The organism is Massilia sp. ST3, assembly GCF_018119405.1.
In the GTDB taxonomy this organism is placed as follows: domain Bacteria; phylum Pseudomonadota; class Gammaproteobacteria; order Burkholderiales; family Burkholderiaceae_D; genus Telluria.
Map to the genome: position 1 here is coordinate 1 of NZ_JAGPWC010000035.1, position 14,119 is coordinate 14,119.

13 protein-coding genes are annotated in these 14,119 nt (G+C 66.9%); 7 read left to right on the plus strand and 6 right to left on the minus strand.

Annotation, left to right across the window (positions count from 1 at the left end; translation table 11 throughout):
- Positions 1–151 precede the first annotated feature (151 nt).
- From KBW98_RS13550 to KBW98_RS13565, 4 genes are read right to left on the minus strand one after another with little or no spacing between them, the layout of a single operon-like run.
- The gene (locus KBW98_RS13550; RefSeq protein WP_211520676.1) at positions 152–1,297 is read right to left on the minus strand and encodes a UbiH/UbiF/VisC/COQ6 family ubiquinone biosynthesis hydroxylase; all 1,146 of its coding nucleotides are present in this window, start codon (positions 1,295–1,297) and stop codon (positions 152–154) included.
- On the minus strand, positions 1,294–2,640 hold the full coding sequence (gene pepP / locus KBW98_RS13555) for a Xaa-Pro aminopeptidase (protein ID WP_211520677.1): 1,347 nt from the start codon (positions 2,638–2,640) through the stop codon (positions 1,294–1,296). Before pepP ends, KBW98_RS13550 begins: the two co-directional genes overlap by 4 nt.
- Positions 2,637–3,362, minus strand: coding sequence for an N-acetylmuramate alpha-1-phosphate uridylyltransferase MurU (murU, locus tag KBW98_RS13560; RefSeq protein WP_211520678.1), 726 nt, complete (start codon positions 3,360–3,362; stop codon positions 2,637–2,639). The genes pepP and murU overlap by 4 nt, the downstream gene beginning before the upstream one ends.
- Positions 3,363–3,372: 10 nt before the next feature.
- Positions 3,373–4,431 carry an aminoglycoside phosphotransferase family protein gene (locus tag KBW98_RS13565; RefSeq protein ID WP_211520679.1) on the minus strand — a complete coding sequence of 353 codons (1,059 nt, stop codon included), beginning with the start codon at positions 4,429–4,431 and terminating at the stop codon, positions 3,373–3,375.
- 96 nt (positions 4,432–4,527) lie between these two features.
- Between KBW98_RS13565 and KBW98_RS13570 the strand changes: the two genes are divergently transcribed.
- The 5 genes from KBW98_RS13570 to KBW98_RS13590 all read left to right on the plus strand — a co-directional run bounded on the left by KBW98_RS13570 (position 4,528) and on the right by KBW98_RS13590 (position 10,546).
- The gene (locus tag KBW98_RS13570) at positions 4,528–6,810 is read left to right on the plus strand and encodes an LPS-assembly protein LptD (RefSeq protein ID WP_211520680.1); all 2,283 of its coding nucleotides are present in this window, start codon (positions 4,528–4,530) and stop codon (positions 6,808–6,810) included.
- A 14-nt stretch (positions 6,811–6,824) separates the two neighbouring features.
- Positions 6,825–8,246 carry a peptidylprolyl isomerase gene (locus KBW98_RS13575; RefSeq protein ID WP_229429181.1) on the plus strand — a complete coding sequence of 474 codons (1,422 nt, stop codon included), beginning with the start codon at positions 6,825–6,827 and terminating at the stop codon, positions 8,244–8,246.
- A 4-nt stretch (positions 8,247–8,250) separates the two neighbouring features.
- The gene (gene pdxA, locus KBW98_RS13580; RefSeq protein ID WP_211520681.1) at positions 8,251–9,300 is read left to right on the plus strand and encodes a 4-hydroxythreonine-4-phosphate dehydrogenase PdxA; all 1,050 of its coding nucleotides are present in this window, start codon (positions 8,251–8,253) and stop codon (positions 9,298–9,300) included.
- A gap of 10 nt (positions 9,301–9,310) precedes the next feature.
- Complete coding sequence (rsmA, locus tag KBW98_RS13585) at positions 9,311–10,078, plus strand: 16S rRNA (adenine(1518)-N(6)/adenine(1519)-N(6))-dimethyltransferase RsmA (RefSeq protein ID WP_211520682.1); 768 nt, start codon at positions 9,311–9,313, stop codon at positions 10,076–10,078.
- 300 nt (positions 10,079–10,378) lie between these two features.
- Entirely contained in the window at positions 10,379–10,546 is a 168-nt protein-coding gene (locus KBW98_RS13590) for a hypothetical protein (RefSeq protein ID WP_211520683.1), read from the plus strand.
- A gap of 167 nt (positions 10,547–10,713) precedes the next feature.
- On the opposite strand, the gene KBW98_RS13595 is transcribed toward KBW98_RS13590, so the two are convergent.
- Together KBW98_RS13595 and KBW98_RS13600 are read right to left on the minus strand one after the other, a co-directional pair.
- Positions 10,714–11,349 carry a hypothetical protein gene (locus KBW98_RS13595; RefSeq protein WP_211520684.1) on the minus strand — a complete coding sequence of 212 codons (636 nt, stop codon included), beginning with the start codon at positions 11,347–11,349 and terminating at the stop codon, positions 10,714–10,716.
- 19 nt (positions 11,350–11,368) lie between these two features.
- Positions 11,369–11,953 carry a hypothetical protein gene (locus tag KBW98_RS13600; protein ID WP_211520685.1) on the minus strand — a complete coding sequence of 195 codons (585 nt, stop codon included), beginning with the start codon at positions 11,951–11,953 and terminating at the stop codon, positions 11,369–11,371.
- Positions 11,954–12,146: 193 nt separating this feature from the next.
- Here KBW98_RS13600 and KBW98_RS13605 point away from each other — a divergent pair, with 193 nt between their 5' ends.
- Both KBW98_RS13605 and hrcA read left to right on the plus strand, forming a co-directional pair.
- On the plus strand, positions 12,147–12,851 hold the full coding sequence (locus KBW98_RS13605) for an HAD family hydrolase (RefSeq protein WP_211520686.1): 705 nt from the start codon (positions 12,147–12,149) through the stop codon (positions 12,849–12,851).
- Between the two features lie 107 nt (positions 12,852–12,958).
- Positions 12,959–13,975: a heat-inducible transcriptional repressor HrcA gene (gene hrcA / locus KBW98_RS13610; RefSeq protein WP_211520687.1), complete on the plus strand. Its 1,017-nt coding sequence runs from the start codon at positions 12,959–12,961 to the stop codon at positions 13,973–13,975.
- The last annotated feature ends 144 nt before the right edge of the window (positions 13,976–14,119 follow it).

Genomic DNA, 14,119 nt, shown 5'->3' on the forward strand with positions numbered 1-14,119 from the left:
CCCCCCCCCTACGGTAGGGTTGGCGGCTTTGCCGCCGACGCGGTGATAGGTAGAGGCTCTGTTTTCGTGCAGGGGCTGGCGAGCGTCAACTATCCCCGCGTGGGCGGCAAAGCCGCCACCCTACGGTCTGCGGCAAGCTGGCATCATCAAATCAGCGGCGGCCGTACATCATCAGGTCGGCCAGCAGCATGCGCGCCGGCTTCACCACATCCAGCGCCGCCAGGCCAAGGCCCAGCAGGGGCTGCAGCGGGCCGCCGCCGATGAAGGCGCGCGCCATCGCATCGGTCACGCCGATGGTCAGCTTGCGGTCCTGCGTGCGCGCATCCATGAACTTGCCGATGGCCGCCGAATCGGCGCCGCGGCCCAGCTCGCGGGCCAGCACGGCGGCGTCGCGCAGGCCCAGGTTCAGGCCCTGGCCCGCGACCGGGTGCAGGGTCTGCGCGGCGTTGCCGATGGCGACCGTGCGCGCGCTGGCGCGGGCTTCCGCGTTCAGGCCCAGGGGGAAGGCGACGCGCGGCGAGACCGCCGTGAAGCGCCCCAGGCGGGCGCCGAAGGCTTCGCCCAGCTGCGCCAGGAAACCATCGTCGCCCAGTTCCAGCACCGAGACCGCGCGCTCGGGACGCATGCACCACACCAGCGCGTACTGGTGGCCGTCGCCGTCGTCCTGCGGCAGCAGGGCCAGCGGCCCTTCGTCGGTGAAGCGCTCGAAAGCGCGGTGGACCGCCGGCTGGCTCACCGTCACGCGCGCGATCAGGGCGGTCTGGCCATAGTCGCGGCGCCGGGATTTGTCTTCCTGCTGCCCGAACACGCCGCCCTCGGCCTGCACCGCCACCTGCGCCTTGAGCGTGCGGCCGTCGTCCAGCCGCAGTTCCACGCCGTCGGTCCGTTCGTCGAAGGAGGTCACCCGCGCCGGGCGCAGCACGGCCACGCCGGCGCGCTCCACAGCGCGCGCCAGGGCGTCGACCACCGCGCCGTAGCGGGTGACGTAGCCCAGGGCCGGCAAGCCGTGCTCGTGGCGGTCCATCAGGCTGCGTCCCAGCTGGCCGCGGCGCGAGACATGGATCTGGTGGATCGGCGTGGCCGCCAGCGGCCAGGCGCCGACGTCCTCCAGCAGCTGCACGCTGCCCCAGGACAGGGCGATCGAGCGCGGGTCCGAGATCGCCTGGCCCAGCGACTTGCCGTCGATGAGCACGATGCGTTCACCCGCCACGCCGCGGCGCACCAGGAAGGCGGCCAGCGCCAGGCCGACCGGCCCTGCGCCGCACACCGCGACGTCCACGTCCAGCGCCTCGCTCATCGGGCCTCCCGCATCAGGGTTTCGATCTCGTCCACGCCCTTGGGCGCGGCGCCGGTCAGGATCCGGCAGCCCTTATCGGTGACGATCACGTCGTCCTCGATGCGGATGCCGATGTGCCAGTACTCTTCCGGCACGCCGGGGGCCGGGCGCACGTAGATGCCCGGCTCCACCGTCAGCGCCATGCCCGGCAGCAGCGGCCGCGAAGGCTTGCCGGCGGCCGTGACGTCGCGGTAGGCGCCGACGTCATGCACGTCCATGCCCAGCCAGTGGCCGGTGCCGTGCATGTAGAACTGCTGGTGGGCCCGCTCGGCGATCACGGCATCGGCCGAGCCGAACTTGCCCTTGCCGAGCAGGCCGAGGTCGAGCATGCCCTGGGCCAGCACCTTCACGGCGGCGTCGTGCATGGCGCTGTAGGGCTGGCCCGGCACGATGGCGGCGAAGGCAGCCTCTTGCGCTTGCAGCACCAGTTCGACCAGGCGGCGCTGCGCTTCGGTAAAACGTCCGTTGACGGGCCAGGTGCGGGTAATGTCGGCGGCGTAGCCGTCGAACTCGCAGCCGGCGTCGATCAGGACCAGTTCGCCGTCCAGCATGCGGCGGTCGTTGACGTTGTAGTGCAGGACGCAGGCGTTCGCGCCCGAGGCCACGATGGGCGTATAGGCCGGGAACTGGGCGCCGTTGCGGCGGAATTCGTGCAGCAGCTCGGCCTCGAGCTCGTACTCGGCCATGCCGGGACGCGCCGCGCGCATGGCGCGCACGTGGGCCTGGGCCGAGATGGTGGCGGCGCGCTGCATCAGGCCTTGTTCGTGCTCGTCCTTCAGCAGGCGCATCTCGTCGAGGATGCCGAACAGGTGGTGGGTGGTGCCCGGCGCGGTGACGCCGCTGCGGCCCTGGGCGCGCACGGCCTTGAGCCAGCCGGCCACCTGGGCGTCCAGCGCGGCGCTGTGGCCGAGGGCGTAGTACAGGGCGGGGACGTTGGCGAGCAGGGACGCCATCCTGGCGTCGAGTTCGCCAATCGGCCAGGCTTCGTCGAAGCCGAACTGGAGGCGCGCCTCCTCGGGACCATGGCGGAAGCCGTCCCAGATCTCGCGCTCGGGGTTCTTTTCGCGGCAGAACAGGATGGAGCGCGCCGGCTGCCCGCCCTGCGCGGCGGCCAGCACCAGCACGCTCTCCGGCTCGGTGAAACCGGTGAGGTAATAGAAATAGCTGTCGTGGCGGTAGGGGTAGTCGCTGTCGGCGTTGCGCGCCACCTCGGGCGCGGTCGCCAGCACCGCCACCGATCCCGGCTGCATCTGGGCGGCCAGGCGCGCGCGCCGCTCGATGTAGTGGGCCAGGCCCACGGTCATGGCGCGACGCGCACCACCGACCCCAGCGGCGCGTTGAGTTCTTCCAGCTGGCGCACGGTGCCGACGTTGACCCACTGGCCTTCGTACAGTTCGCCGCCCACGCGGCCCAGGTCGATGTACTTGCGCATCAGGGGGCCGAACTTGACGAAGTCGCCCGGCTTGATCCCTTCGAACATCTCGGGACGGTAGACGCCGATGCCGGCGAAGTTCCACTTGGACGGCCCGTCGTTCCTGAGGGTGTACATGTCGAGCGCGAAGTCGCCGTCCGGGTTATGCCAGGGGTTGGGCGTGAGCCACAGCCAGGCGATGTCGCGCTTGTCTTCCGGATAAGGGATGCCCAGCATGTCCTTGTCCTTCAACACGTCGAAGGCCTGCGAGAAATCGAAGTAGGGCGCGTAGATGTCGCCCGACACGGCCAGGAAAGGCTCGTCGCCCAGCAGGTGCAGGGCGTTGGCGATGCCACCCGCGGTTTCCAGCGGGGTCGGCTCGTGCGAATAGGCGATGCGCGCGCCGAAGCGGCTGCCGTCGCCCAGTTCTTCCTCGATCATGTGGCCGAGGAAGGAGTGGTTGATGACGATCTCGGTGATCCCCGCGCGCACCAGGTTCAGCACGTGGGTGGTGATCATCGGGCGTCCGCGCACCTTGAGCAGGGGCTTGGGGCAGGAATCGGTGAGCGGGCGCATGCGCTCGCCGCGGCCGGCGGCGAAAATCATCGCTTTCATGGCGTGTCCGTCAGAAGGTGTAGCCGACCTGCGGACCCTTGTTCTCGATCGCATCGAGCAGGCGCAGCAGCGGTTTGAGTTCGGTATAGCGGTTGGCCGTCTTGCGCACGTAGTCCATCACGGTCGGCAGGTCGCCCAGGTAGTGCGGCTTGTTGTCGCGGTAGTTCAGGCGGCAGAAGATGCCGAGGATTTTCAGGTGGCGCTGCAGGGCCATGAATTCGAAGTCGCGGTAGAAGGCGTCGATGTCCGGATTGACCGGCAGGCCCACCTGCTTGGCGCTTTGCCAATAGCGCACCACCCAGTCCAGCACGATCTCTTCGTCCCACTGGATATAGGCGTCGCGCAGGAGCGAGGCCAGGTCGTAGGTGACCGGGCCGTAGACCGCGTCCTGGAAGTCCAGCACGCCAGGGTTGTTCTGGTCGAGGAACATCAGGTTGCGAGAATGGAAATCGCGGTGCATGAAGACCTGCTGCTGGGCCAGCACGTTGGCGGTGATCGCCTCGAATACCTTGTCCAGCGTCGCCTGCTGCTTCTCGTCCAGGGTCACGTTCAGGTGGCGCCCGATGTACCACTCGGGGAACAGGTTCATCTCGCGCAGCACGAAGGCGCGGTCGAACTCGGGCAGCACGCCCGGCTGGCTGGTGAGCTGGAACTTGATCAGGGCGTCGACCGCGTCCGAGTACATGAAGGCCGCGTTGTCCGGGTTGAGGCGCGCCAGGTAGGTGGTGGTGCCCAGGTCGGACAGCAGCAGGAAGCCGTCTTCGACCTTGCGCGCGACGATCGCCGGGGCGTTCACGCCGGCGGCGGTGAGCAGGCCCTGGACATGGATGAAGGCGGGGACGTTCTCGCGCTCCGGCGGGGCGTCCATGGCGACCAGCGTGGCGCCCAGTTTTTCACGCAGCGCGGGCGCCACGTCGTAGCGGAAGTAGCGGCGGAAGCTGGCGTCGGCCGAGGCGGGACGGCCGGATCCCACGTCCACCAGGCCGGTCGTCGCCAGCCATGCGTTCAGCTGCGCCAGGCGCGCATCCCGGTCGGCGGAAGAAGGGGAGGTTTGATACAAAGAAGACATGAAGCAGCCTGGTGAATCCGGTTGGTTGAGGTAATTCCCCTATAATAAGGGATTCATTCAAAAAATACCGCCATTTATGGTGCACGCAGAACGTCCATGAGCTGGTTTACGGCCCAACCTTTCCCCCCGCGGCAGACGCTCGCGCTCTATGCACTGGTTTCCGCTGCCGCGGCGCCGGCCTGGGCGCAAAGTGTTCCCCCGACGCCACAGACCGAAGAACAGGATCTGCCGATCGTCATCAAGGCCGAAGAGATCAACGGCCGTCCCGACCGCCAGCTGAACCTCGAACGCAACGTCGAGCTCCAGCGCGGCCAGACCGGCCTCACCGCCGATACCGCCTGCTACATGCGGGTCGAGGACGAGGTCACGGCCAGCGGCAACGTCAACATGTGGCGCTTCGGCGACCGCTACAAGGGCGATGCGCTGCAGCTGAACCTCGAGACCGGCAAGGGCTGGGTGCTGCATCCGCAATACCGTTTGCAGGCGAATAACGGCCAGGGCCGCGCCGACCGCATCGACTTCCTCGGCGAGCAGCAGGCCGTGGTGCGCGACGGCACCTACAGCACCTGCGAAGGCGCCGATCCGGACTGGTACCTGAAGTCCAGCACCCTGCGCCTGGATACCGGGCGCGACGTCGGCACCGCCGGCAAGACCGTCATCTATTTCAAGGACGTGCCGATCCTGGGCACGCCCGCGCTCTCGTTCTCGCTGTCGGGCGAACGCCGCTCCGGCTGGCTGCCGCCCTCGGTGGGCTTCGGCTCGCAGGGCAAGGCCGAGATCATGGTGCCCTATTACGTCAACATCGCGCCCAACCGCGACCTGACCCTGTACCCGCGCATGATGTTCGACCGCGGCCTGCAGCTGGGCGCGACCGGCCGCTACCTGGGCGCCACCTACAACGGCGAGACCCACGTCGAGGTGCTGCCGAGCGACCGCAAGACCGATACCACGCGCTGGCGCGCCGACTCGCTGCACAACCAGGCGATCCGCCCGAACTGGTCGTATGGCTGGAACCTGCATGGCGCATCCGACAACGAATACCCGTCCGACTTCTCGCGCACGGTCTCGGCATCGGCCGAGCGCCAGCTGCTGCGCGAGCTGCGCACCGACTATTCCGGCCAGTACTGGAGCCTGTCCGCGCGCGCCCAGAACTACCAGGTGCTGCAGGACCCGGCCGCGGCCACCAATCCGAGCCTGACGGTGCCGCGTCCCTACGACCGCCTGCCGCAGATTAACTTCCACGCAGGGCGCTACGACGTGGCCGGCTTCGACTGGGCGGTGGACGCCGAGGCGACCCGCTTCTGGCACCCGGACCTGGTGCGCGGCAACCGCGCCGTGGCGGTGGCCCAGCTGAGCTATCCGATCGTGCGTCCGGGCTGGTTCGTCACCCCGAAGCTGATCGCCAACGCCGCCAAGTACGACGTCGACTACGACCACATTCCGAACGGCGGCCTGCGCGCCGACGGCAGCCGCCTGCCGACCAAGGTGTCGCGCTCGGTGGGCACCTTCTCGCTCGACAGCGGCATGGTGTTCGAGCGCGAGGGCTCGCTGTTCGGGCGCGCCGTCACCCAGACCCTGGAGCCGCGCCTGTTCTACGTCTACACGCCGTACAAGGACCAGGACGACATCCCGGTGTTCGACACCGGCCGCGCCGGCTTCAACTACGCCCAGCTGTTCAGCGAGAACCGCTACGTGGGCCTGGACCGGGTATCGGACGCCAACCAGCTGACCGCCGCGGTGGTCTCGCGCTTCATCCAGGCGGACGGCGCGGAGCGCCTGCGCCTGGCCTTCGGCCAGCGCCTCTACTTCGAGGAGCCGCGCGTGCGCCTGCCGGGCGAAGCACGGCACCAGAGCCGCTCGGACGTGCTGCTGGCGGCATCGGGCCGCATTTCCGAGACCTGGAGCTTCGATAGCGGCGTACAATACGACGCAACCGGCAGTAGCCTGTACAGCTCGAACGCGGGGGTACAGTGGACGCCGGGACGGATGAAGGTGGTGAACGCGGAGTACCGTTATCAGCGTGACAGCTTCCGCAACGTGGACTTCTCGGCGCAGTGGCCGATCTCGCAACGCTGGTATGGCGTGGGCCGGATCAGCTATGCGCTCAAGTCCTACGGCGTGGGGCAGGCGACCAACCCCTCGCGGGGCGGCAAGCTGATCGAGAGCCTGATCGGTCTCGAGTACAAGGCCGATTGCTGGGTGCTCCGGATGGGGGCGCAGCGTTTCGTGACCGCGGCCCAGACCACGTCGACGCCGATCTTCTTCCAGCTCGAGCTCACCGGCCTGTCGCGCCTCAGCTTGGGCAACAACCCGCTCGAGACGTTCAACAAGAGCATCCCGGGCTATACGCGGCTGAATTCGAACGTCGGCCGCCCGTGATTGAAACATCCTGAATGAGTGCTTTCCAGATGATGCGTACTACCCGTTTGCACAAGAACACGCGAGCCCTCTCGCTCGCCGCGGCGCTGCTGTGCGCGCTCACTACCGGCCAGGCCCTGGCCCAATCCGGCCAGGCCGCGCAGGCAACTCCAGCGGCCGCCGCCAAGCCGGGCAGCGGCTTCCTGCCGCCGGCGTCCAGCAACGCCAAGGTGATCGATTCGATCCACGTCGTCGTCAATGACGAAGTGATCACGAAGAACGAAGTGGCGGGCCGCGTGGCCCAGGTCGCGCAGAACCTGAAGGCGCGCAACGCCCAGCTGCCGGACCAGGCCACCCTGGAGCGCCAGGTGGTCGAGTCGATGATCGTCGAACGCGCCCAGGTCCAGCTGGCCAAGGAAATGGGCGTGCGCGTCGACGACCGCACCCTGGACGCCACCATCGGCCGCATCGCCGAAGGCCAGCAGATGTCGGTGCAGCAGATGCGCAACCAGATGGAAAAGGAAGGCATGACCTTCGCCCAGTTCCGCGAAGACGTACGCAACGAGATCATGCTGCAGCGCCTGCGCGAGCACGAGGTCGACAGCAAGATCCAGATTTCCGAAGCCGAGATCGATACCTACCTGGCGGCCGCCAAGACCGCCGCCGCCGACAAGGTCGAGATGGAGATCGCCCAGATCCTGGTGCGCGTGCCCGAGAACGCCTCGCCCGAGCAGATCGCCGCGCGCCGCGCGCGCGCCGAGGAAGTGGCGCGCCAGCTGCGCACCGGCGCCGACTTCGCCAAGGCCGCCGCCACCTATTCCGATGCCCCGGACGCCCTGAAGGGCGGCGAGATCGGCTGGCGCGACCCGGACCGCCTGCCGCCGCTGTTCGCCAATGAACTGCGCAAGTTGCAGCCGGGCCAGATCACCCCGATCATCAAGACCAATGTCGGCTTCCACATCCTCAAGATGGGCAACAAGCGCTCGCTGGCCGAGTCGACCGACAAGGCGGTGGTGCAGCAGACCCGCGCGCGCCACATCCTGATCAAGCCGACGCCGACCATGACCGAGGGCGAGGTCAAGCGCAAGCTGCTGGAACTGAAGGAAAAGATGGCCAATAACGCCGCCACCTTCGAGGAACTGGCGCGCCTGCACTCGCAGGACGGTTCGGCCAGCAAGGGTGGTGAACTGGGCTGGCTGGAGCCGGGCGACACCGTGCCCGAGTTCGAGAACGCCATGAACGCCCTCAAGCCGGGCGAAGTCTCGGACGTGGTGCAGTCGCAGTTCGGCTTCCACCTGATCCAGGTGGCCGAGCGCAAGAGCCAGGACGTGACCCAGCAGAAGGAGCGCGCCCAGGCGCGCAACGTCATCCGCGAGCGCAAGATGCAGGAAGCGATGGAAGACTGGCTGCGCCAGATCCGCGACCGCGCCTACGTCGAGTTCCGCGAGGAGCAGTAAACCCATGGCCGCGCCGCTCGCGCCCCGGCCGACGCTTGCCGTCACGGTCGGCGAACCGGCCGGCATCGGTCCCGAGATCGCGATCAGGGCGGCGTGGGCGCTGCGCCAGCAGGCCAACTGCGTGCTGGTCGGCGACGCCGCCTTCCTGGCGCTCACCGCCAGCCTGATCGATCCAGGCATCCGCCTGTCGGCGCTGTCGACCCAGGCCCTGCGCAATGGCGGCCTGCCGCATTTCGGCACGGAGCGCCTGGCCGTGATCGACGTGCCGCTGGCGGCCCACGTGGTGCCCGGCAAGCTGGACGCCGAGAACGGCCGCGCGGTGCTGGCCACGCTCGACCTGGCGATCGAAGGCGTGGGGCAGGGCTGGTTCGACGCCATCGTCACCGCGCCGCTCCAGAAGAGCACCATCAACGACGCCGGCATCGCCTTTTCCGGCCACACCGAATACCTGGCCGAGAAAACCGGCACCCCCAAGGTGGTCATGATGCTGGCCGGCGCGCCAGGGAACGGCCAGCCCTATTTGCGCGTGGCCCTGGCCACCACCCACCTGCCGCTCAAGGACGTGTCGGCGGCGCTGACGCCGGACAGCCTGGCCCAGGTGATCGACATCATCGACGCCGACCTGCGCGCCAAGTTCGGCATCGCGGCGCCCGTGATCCTGGTGACCGGCCTGAACCCGCATGCGGGCGAGAACGGCTACCTGGGCCGCGAGGAGATCGAGGTCATCGCCCCGGTCCTGGCGGGGGCGCGCGCCCGCGGCATCGACGCGCGCGGCCCGTATCCGGCCGACACCCTGTTCCAGCCGCGCTACCTGAAGGACGCCGACTGCGTGCTGGCGATGTACCACGACCAGGGTCTGCCGGTGCTGAAGTACGCCACCTTCGGGCGCGGCATCAACGTCACCCTCGGCCTTCCCTTGATCCGCACCTCGGTCGACCACGGCACCGCGCTCGACCTGGCGGCCCAGGGACTGGGTCGGGCCGACTGCGGCAGCATGGAAGAGGCGATCCGCGCCGCCACGCTCATGGTCGCCGCCTCATCAAAGAATCCATAAGAAAGCATTCATGAAACACGTCGCACGCAAGCGCTTCGGCCAGAACTTCCTGACCGACGCCAACGTCCTGAACAACATCATCGACGCCATCGGGCCGCGCCGCGGCCAGGCGATGGTCGAGATCGGCCCGGGCCTGGCTGCGATGACGGCGCTGCTGCTCAAGGAACTCGACCACATGCACGTGGTGGAGCTGGACCGCGACCTGGTGGCGCGCCTGGAAAAAGCCTATCCGCGCGAGCGCCTCACGGTCCACTCGGGCGACGCGCTCAAGTTCGATTTCGGCGCGATCCCGGTGCCGGAAGGGCAGAAGCTGCGCGTGGTCGGCAACCTGCCGTACAACATCTCCAGCCCGCTGCTGTTCCACCTGGCCGAGTTCGCGCCCCTGGTCGAGGACCAGCATTTCATGCTGCAGAAGGAAGTGGTGGAGCGCATGGTGGCCGAGCCGGGCACCAAGGCCTACAGCCGCCTGAGCGTGATGCTGCAGTGGCGCTACGACATGGAGCTGCTGTTCATCGTGCCGCCGACCGCCTTCGACCCGCCGCCGCAGGTGGATTCGGCGATCGTGCGCATGATCCCCAAGCGCGAACGGCTGGCCGTCGACGGCGCCAGGCTGGAACAGGTGGTCGCCAAGGCCTTCTCGCAGCGCCGCAAGGTGATCCGCAACTGCGTGGCCGGCATGTTCACCGAGGCCCAGCTGGTCGAAGCCGGCATCGATCCGGGCGCCCGTCCGGAGGCGGTGACGCTGGAGCAGTATGTGGCGCTGACCAACCTGCTCTGAAATACCGTACTCACCGCAGGGTTGGCGGCTCCGCCGCCTCGATACGCGCCGCCGGATCATCCGTACCGCCGATTCGACCGTCAACAATTGTCGCGTCGGCAGCATAGCCGCCAAACCCTACGGCCAGGCCTCAATGGCTGGCTTATTGCGCCGCACAAGCGCGCGCCATCGCGCTTTTTCGGCCTTCCACCCCACCTTTTTCGCAGTCCATCGCACACCGCTGGAGCCCCGCGGCCGCTTTTCCTATAGTGCATCCATCGACAGCCGATCCGGCTTACCACTTACCCGAAGGAGCACATCATGAACGTCCTCAAGAACATGGAAGCCATCTTCCTCGCAGCCCTGATCGTTGTCAGCGGCAGCAGCTACGCGGTCGCCGCCACCGAGAAAGCCTCGGACAGCTACGCCGCCCAGGTCTCGGTCGGCATGGTCAAGGTGGCCGTGGTGAAGGTGAGCGCCGCCCGCTGAATCCTGCCGGCGCGCCAGCGGACGAAAAAAAAGCCCGCTGTTGAGGCGGGCTTAAATCCAATTCTTTTCTGAGGAGAGTTGGAGGAGACAGGAGCAAGTATGCTGCGTTACAGCATATAAGTCCAATTTCCCTTTCGAATACTCGACATCAGAATTGTGAATGTCTCTCAGGTGCGCGGCACGCAGGTGATGTTGATGTTCTCCACCTTGGCGTCGCCCATCACGCCGGTCGCGTTGGCGACGGTGCAGTTCAGGCCGGCAGGGTTGGTGATCACGGTCACGCCGTAGGTCACGCCATAGTTCACTGCCACCGGCATCTGGTAGTCGACCGCGGCCGAGGTCGTCGCCTTGGTCAGGGTCAAGGTGCCACCGGTGCTGCCGTTGGCCAGCACCAGGCCGTCCACCGTCAGGCCGGTGATCTTGCCGCCGATGGTGTAGGAGTTCACCGCGCAGTTGACGATGACGTTGATGCTTGCCAGGCGGCCGGCCGTGTTCTTGTTGATCGGCTCGTAGCCGTTCTGGAACCCGCAGGTCTGGTGTTGCGGCTGCTGCTTGAACTGGACGTTGTATTCGTCGCCATACTCCAGCTTGTTCGGGAAGGCGTAGCTGACGTTGGCGCCGGCCGTGGTGGGCGGGGCAACGGCGACTTCCATGCCGTTGGTCGTCAGGACCAGGCCCTGGTAGGCCAGGCCGGTGACGGTGCCGGCCACCGTGAACTCGGCCTTGCCGCTACCGCCGCCGCAGGCGGACAGACCCAGGGCCAGCGCCAGCGCGAGCGCCGGACGAATCGGGAAAGACTTCATTGAATGACTCCAGGAGAATTTACGGGGTGCAGGTGACGGCCACGTTGTTGATGGCGGCGGCGCCCATGGTGCCGCTGGCGTTGGCGATCGTGCAGGTCTGGCCGGCCGGCTGGGTCAGGATGGCGATGCCATAGACGCCGTCCTGCGGCACCTTGGCCATGGCGAAGCTGGTCGCGCCGGCTGGAATGGTAACCTTGTCGGCGCCGTTGACCAGCACCAGCTCACCCTTCAGGTTGGCGACGCTGCCGCCCAGGTCGTGCTTCTTGAAGGTGCAGGCAACATCCACGCGGTTGGTCGCGAATACGGCGCGTCCGGTGGGGGCGATGACCTGGCAGGTTTCCACGTTGTCCGGCTTGCTCTTGACTTCGACGTTGTACTTGGAGTCGGTTTCCACCAGGTTCGGGAAGAACCAGTTGCCGACACCGCTGGTGGTCGGGACGACCGCGTAGTCCGAGCCGCCATTATTGGTCAGCACCAGGCCGGTCTTGGTCACGCCGGAAAAGCTGCCGCCAATGGCAAGCTGGCCATCGTCGCCGCCGCCGCAGGCGGTCAGCGCGAGCGTGCAAGCCAGCACGGCGCCGGCACGCAGTTTGGAACTCTTCATGTACTTACTCCACAATATTCGGACGGGAAAGCGCGTTGCGCGGATAGATAGACAAAATCGCCCAACATTTTAGTCCATTTGGCAAGCTGCTGGTCCATTTGCCTTTGTATCGGGGTGTAACGACGTCTGTATGCGATTGATTTTCAAGGAACGGCTCGTTATGCTTGGGGCGACACCTTCAACCCCGCGCACCATGACGAAACCCTGGCCGAAAGCCGTTCTGTTCGATCTTGACGACACCTTGTGGCCGATCGCGCCCGTCATCATCGAAGCGGAAAAGATCTTGTATGCCTGGCTGGCCGAGCATGCGCCGCGCGTGGCGCAGCAATACACGATCGAGACCCTGCGCCAGGCGCGCCTGGAACTGCTGGCCAGCCGCCCCGAATTCCAGCTCGACCTGGGCGCGCTGCGCCGCGCCGGCCTGATCGCCGCCTTCGAGCAGGCGGGCGAGGATACCGGCAAGGTGGAGCTGGCCATGGTCGAGTTCTTCGCCGCGCGCAATGCCGTGATTCCCTACGACGACGTGGTGCCCGGCCTGCTGCGCCTGAAGAACCGGGTGCTGATCGGCTCCGTAACGAACGGCAACGCCGACCTGGAGACCATCGGCCTGGCGCGCCACTTCCACGCCTCGGTGGCCGCCCACCAGTTCGGCAAGGCCAAGCCCGCTCCCGAGATCTTCCAGGCCGCTTGCACGGCGCTCGGCGTGCGCTTTTCCGAGGCCGTGTACGTGGGCGACGACCTCCTGCTCGACGTCCAGGGCGCCCAGCGCGCCGGACTGCGCGCCGTCTGGATGAACCGGGTGGGCAAGCGCAACCCGATACCCCACCTGGTCGAGCCCGACGCCGAAGTGACGAGCCTGGACGAACTCATCGACTGGCTCAAGCGCGAACATGCCTGAATCCGGTTTGAGCAGGCGCATACCCGGCCTTGCGCAGGCTTGCAGTTGCGGCGCCGCGTCCCCACCTATCTATAATATAGGCAGCAACTCTTTTGCTTCCAGGAATCATGCAACTCGATAACCGTGCCCAAACCCTGCTCAAAGCGCTGGTCGAACGCTATATCGCCGACGGCCAGCCGGTAGGCTCGCGTGCGCTGTCGAAGATCTCCGGCCTGGACCTGTCGCCGGCCACGATTCGCAACATCATGGCGGACCTCGAGGAGATGGGCTACGTGGCCAGCCCGCACACCTCGGCCGGCCGCATCCCGACGCCGCGCGGCTACCGCCTGTTCGTGGATACCCTGCTGACGGTGCAACACCTCGACGAGCAGGCCGTCGCCGCCGAGCGCATGCGCCTGCCGGTGCAGCAGCCGCAGAAGCTCATCGCCAACGCGGCCCAGATGCTGTCCTCTCTGTCGCAGTTCGCCGGCGTGGTGCAAAGCCCGCGCCGCGAATCGGTGTTCCAGCAGATCGAATTCCTGCGCCTGTCCGAGAAACGCATCCTGCTGGTGATCGTCGATCCGCGCGGCGATGTGCAGAACCGCCTGCTCCTGACCGACGTCGACTACACGCCTGGCCAGCTGACCCAGTCGGCCAACTACCTGAACCAGAACTATGCCGGCCTGACTTTCGACGAAGTGCGCGCCCGCCTGACTGGCGAACTGCGCCAGCTGCGCGACGACATGGGCAGCCTGATGCAGGCAGCCGTGGAGGCTGGCAGCGAGGCGATGGCCGAGGGCGACGACATGGTGATCTCGGGCGAGCGCAACCTGCTGTCGGTGTCCGACCTGTCCTCCAACATGACGTCCCTGCGCCAGATGTTCGAGATGTTCGAGCAGAAGACCGGCCTGATGCAGCTGCTGGACGTGTCCAGCAAGGCGGGCGGCGTGCAGATCTTCATCGGCGGCGAGTCGAAGCTGGTGCCGATGGACGAGATGAGCGTGGTGACCGCGCCTTATGAGGTGAACGGGCGGATCGTGGGGACGCTGGGAGTGATCGGGCCGACGCGGATGGCGTACGAGCGGGTGATTCCGATTGTGGATATTACGGCGAAGTTGTTGTCCAACGCGCTGAGCCAGCCGTAAAAAAAGCACGCGTTCGCGGCGTGCTGCGAACTTGGATCCCGGCCTTCGCCGGGATGACGGTCTTAGGGCTGCGGGCTACGATCAGCATTCTGTACCACCTGCCTAAAAACCGTCGTTCCGGCGAAGGCCGGAACCCAAGTTCGT

Bases quoted from the DNA above. Each gene is read 5' to 3' on its own strand.
- murU (WP_211520678.1), bottom strand. From the start codon at position 3,362: ATGAAAGCGATGATTTTCGCCGCCGGCCGCGGCGAGCGCATGCGCCCG.
- KBW98_RS13565 (WP_211520679.1), bottom strand. From the start codon at position 4,431: ATGTCTTCTTTGTATCAAACCTCCCCTTCTTCCGCCGACCGGGATGCG.
- pdxA (WP_211520681.1), top strand. From the start codon at position 8,251: ATGGCCGCGCCGCTCGCGCCCCGGCCGACGCTTGCCGTCACGGTCGGC.
- pepP (WP_211520677.1), bottom strand. From the start codon at position 2,640: ATGACCGTGGGCCTGGCCCACTACATCGAGCGGCGCGCGCGCCTGGCC.
- KBW98_RS13605 (WP_211520686.1), top strand. From the start codon at position 12,147: ATGACGAAACCCTGGCCGAAAGCCGTTCTGTTCGATCTTGACGACACC.
- KBW98_RS13595 (WP_211520684.1), bottom strand. From the start codon at position 11,349: ATGAAGTCTTTCCCGATTCGTCCGGCGCTCGCGCTGGCGCTGGCCCTG.
- KBW98_RS13550 (WP_211520676.1), bottom strand. From the start codon at position 1,297: ATGAGCGAGGCGCTGGACGTGGACGTCGCGGTGTGCGGCGCAGGGCCG.
- rsmA (WP_211520682.1), top strand. From the start codon at position 9,311: ATGAAACACGTCGCACGCAAGCGCTTCGGCCAGAACTTCCTGACCGAC.
- KBW98_RS13590 (WP_211520683.1), top strand. From the start codon at position 10,379: ATGAACGTCCTCAAGAACATGGAAGCCATCTTCCTCGCAGCCCTGATC.
- KBW98_RS13600 (WP_211520685.1), bottom strand. From the start codon at position 11,953: ATGAAGAGTTCCAAACTGCGTGCCGGCGCCGTGCTGGCTTGCACGCTC.
- KBW98_RS13570 (WP_211520680.1), top strand. From the start codon at position 4,528: ATGAGCTGGTTTACGGCCCAACCTTTCCCCCCGCGGCAGACGCTCGCG.
- KBW98_RS13575 (WP_229429181.1), top strand. From the start codon at position 6,825: ATGAGTGCTTTCCAGATGATGCGTACTACCCGTTTGCACAAGAACACG.
- hrcA (WP_211520687.1), top strand. From the start codon at position 12,959: ATGCAACTCGATAACCGTGCCCAAACCCTGCTCAAAGCGCTGGTCGAA.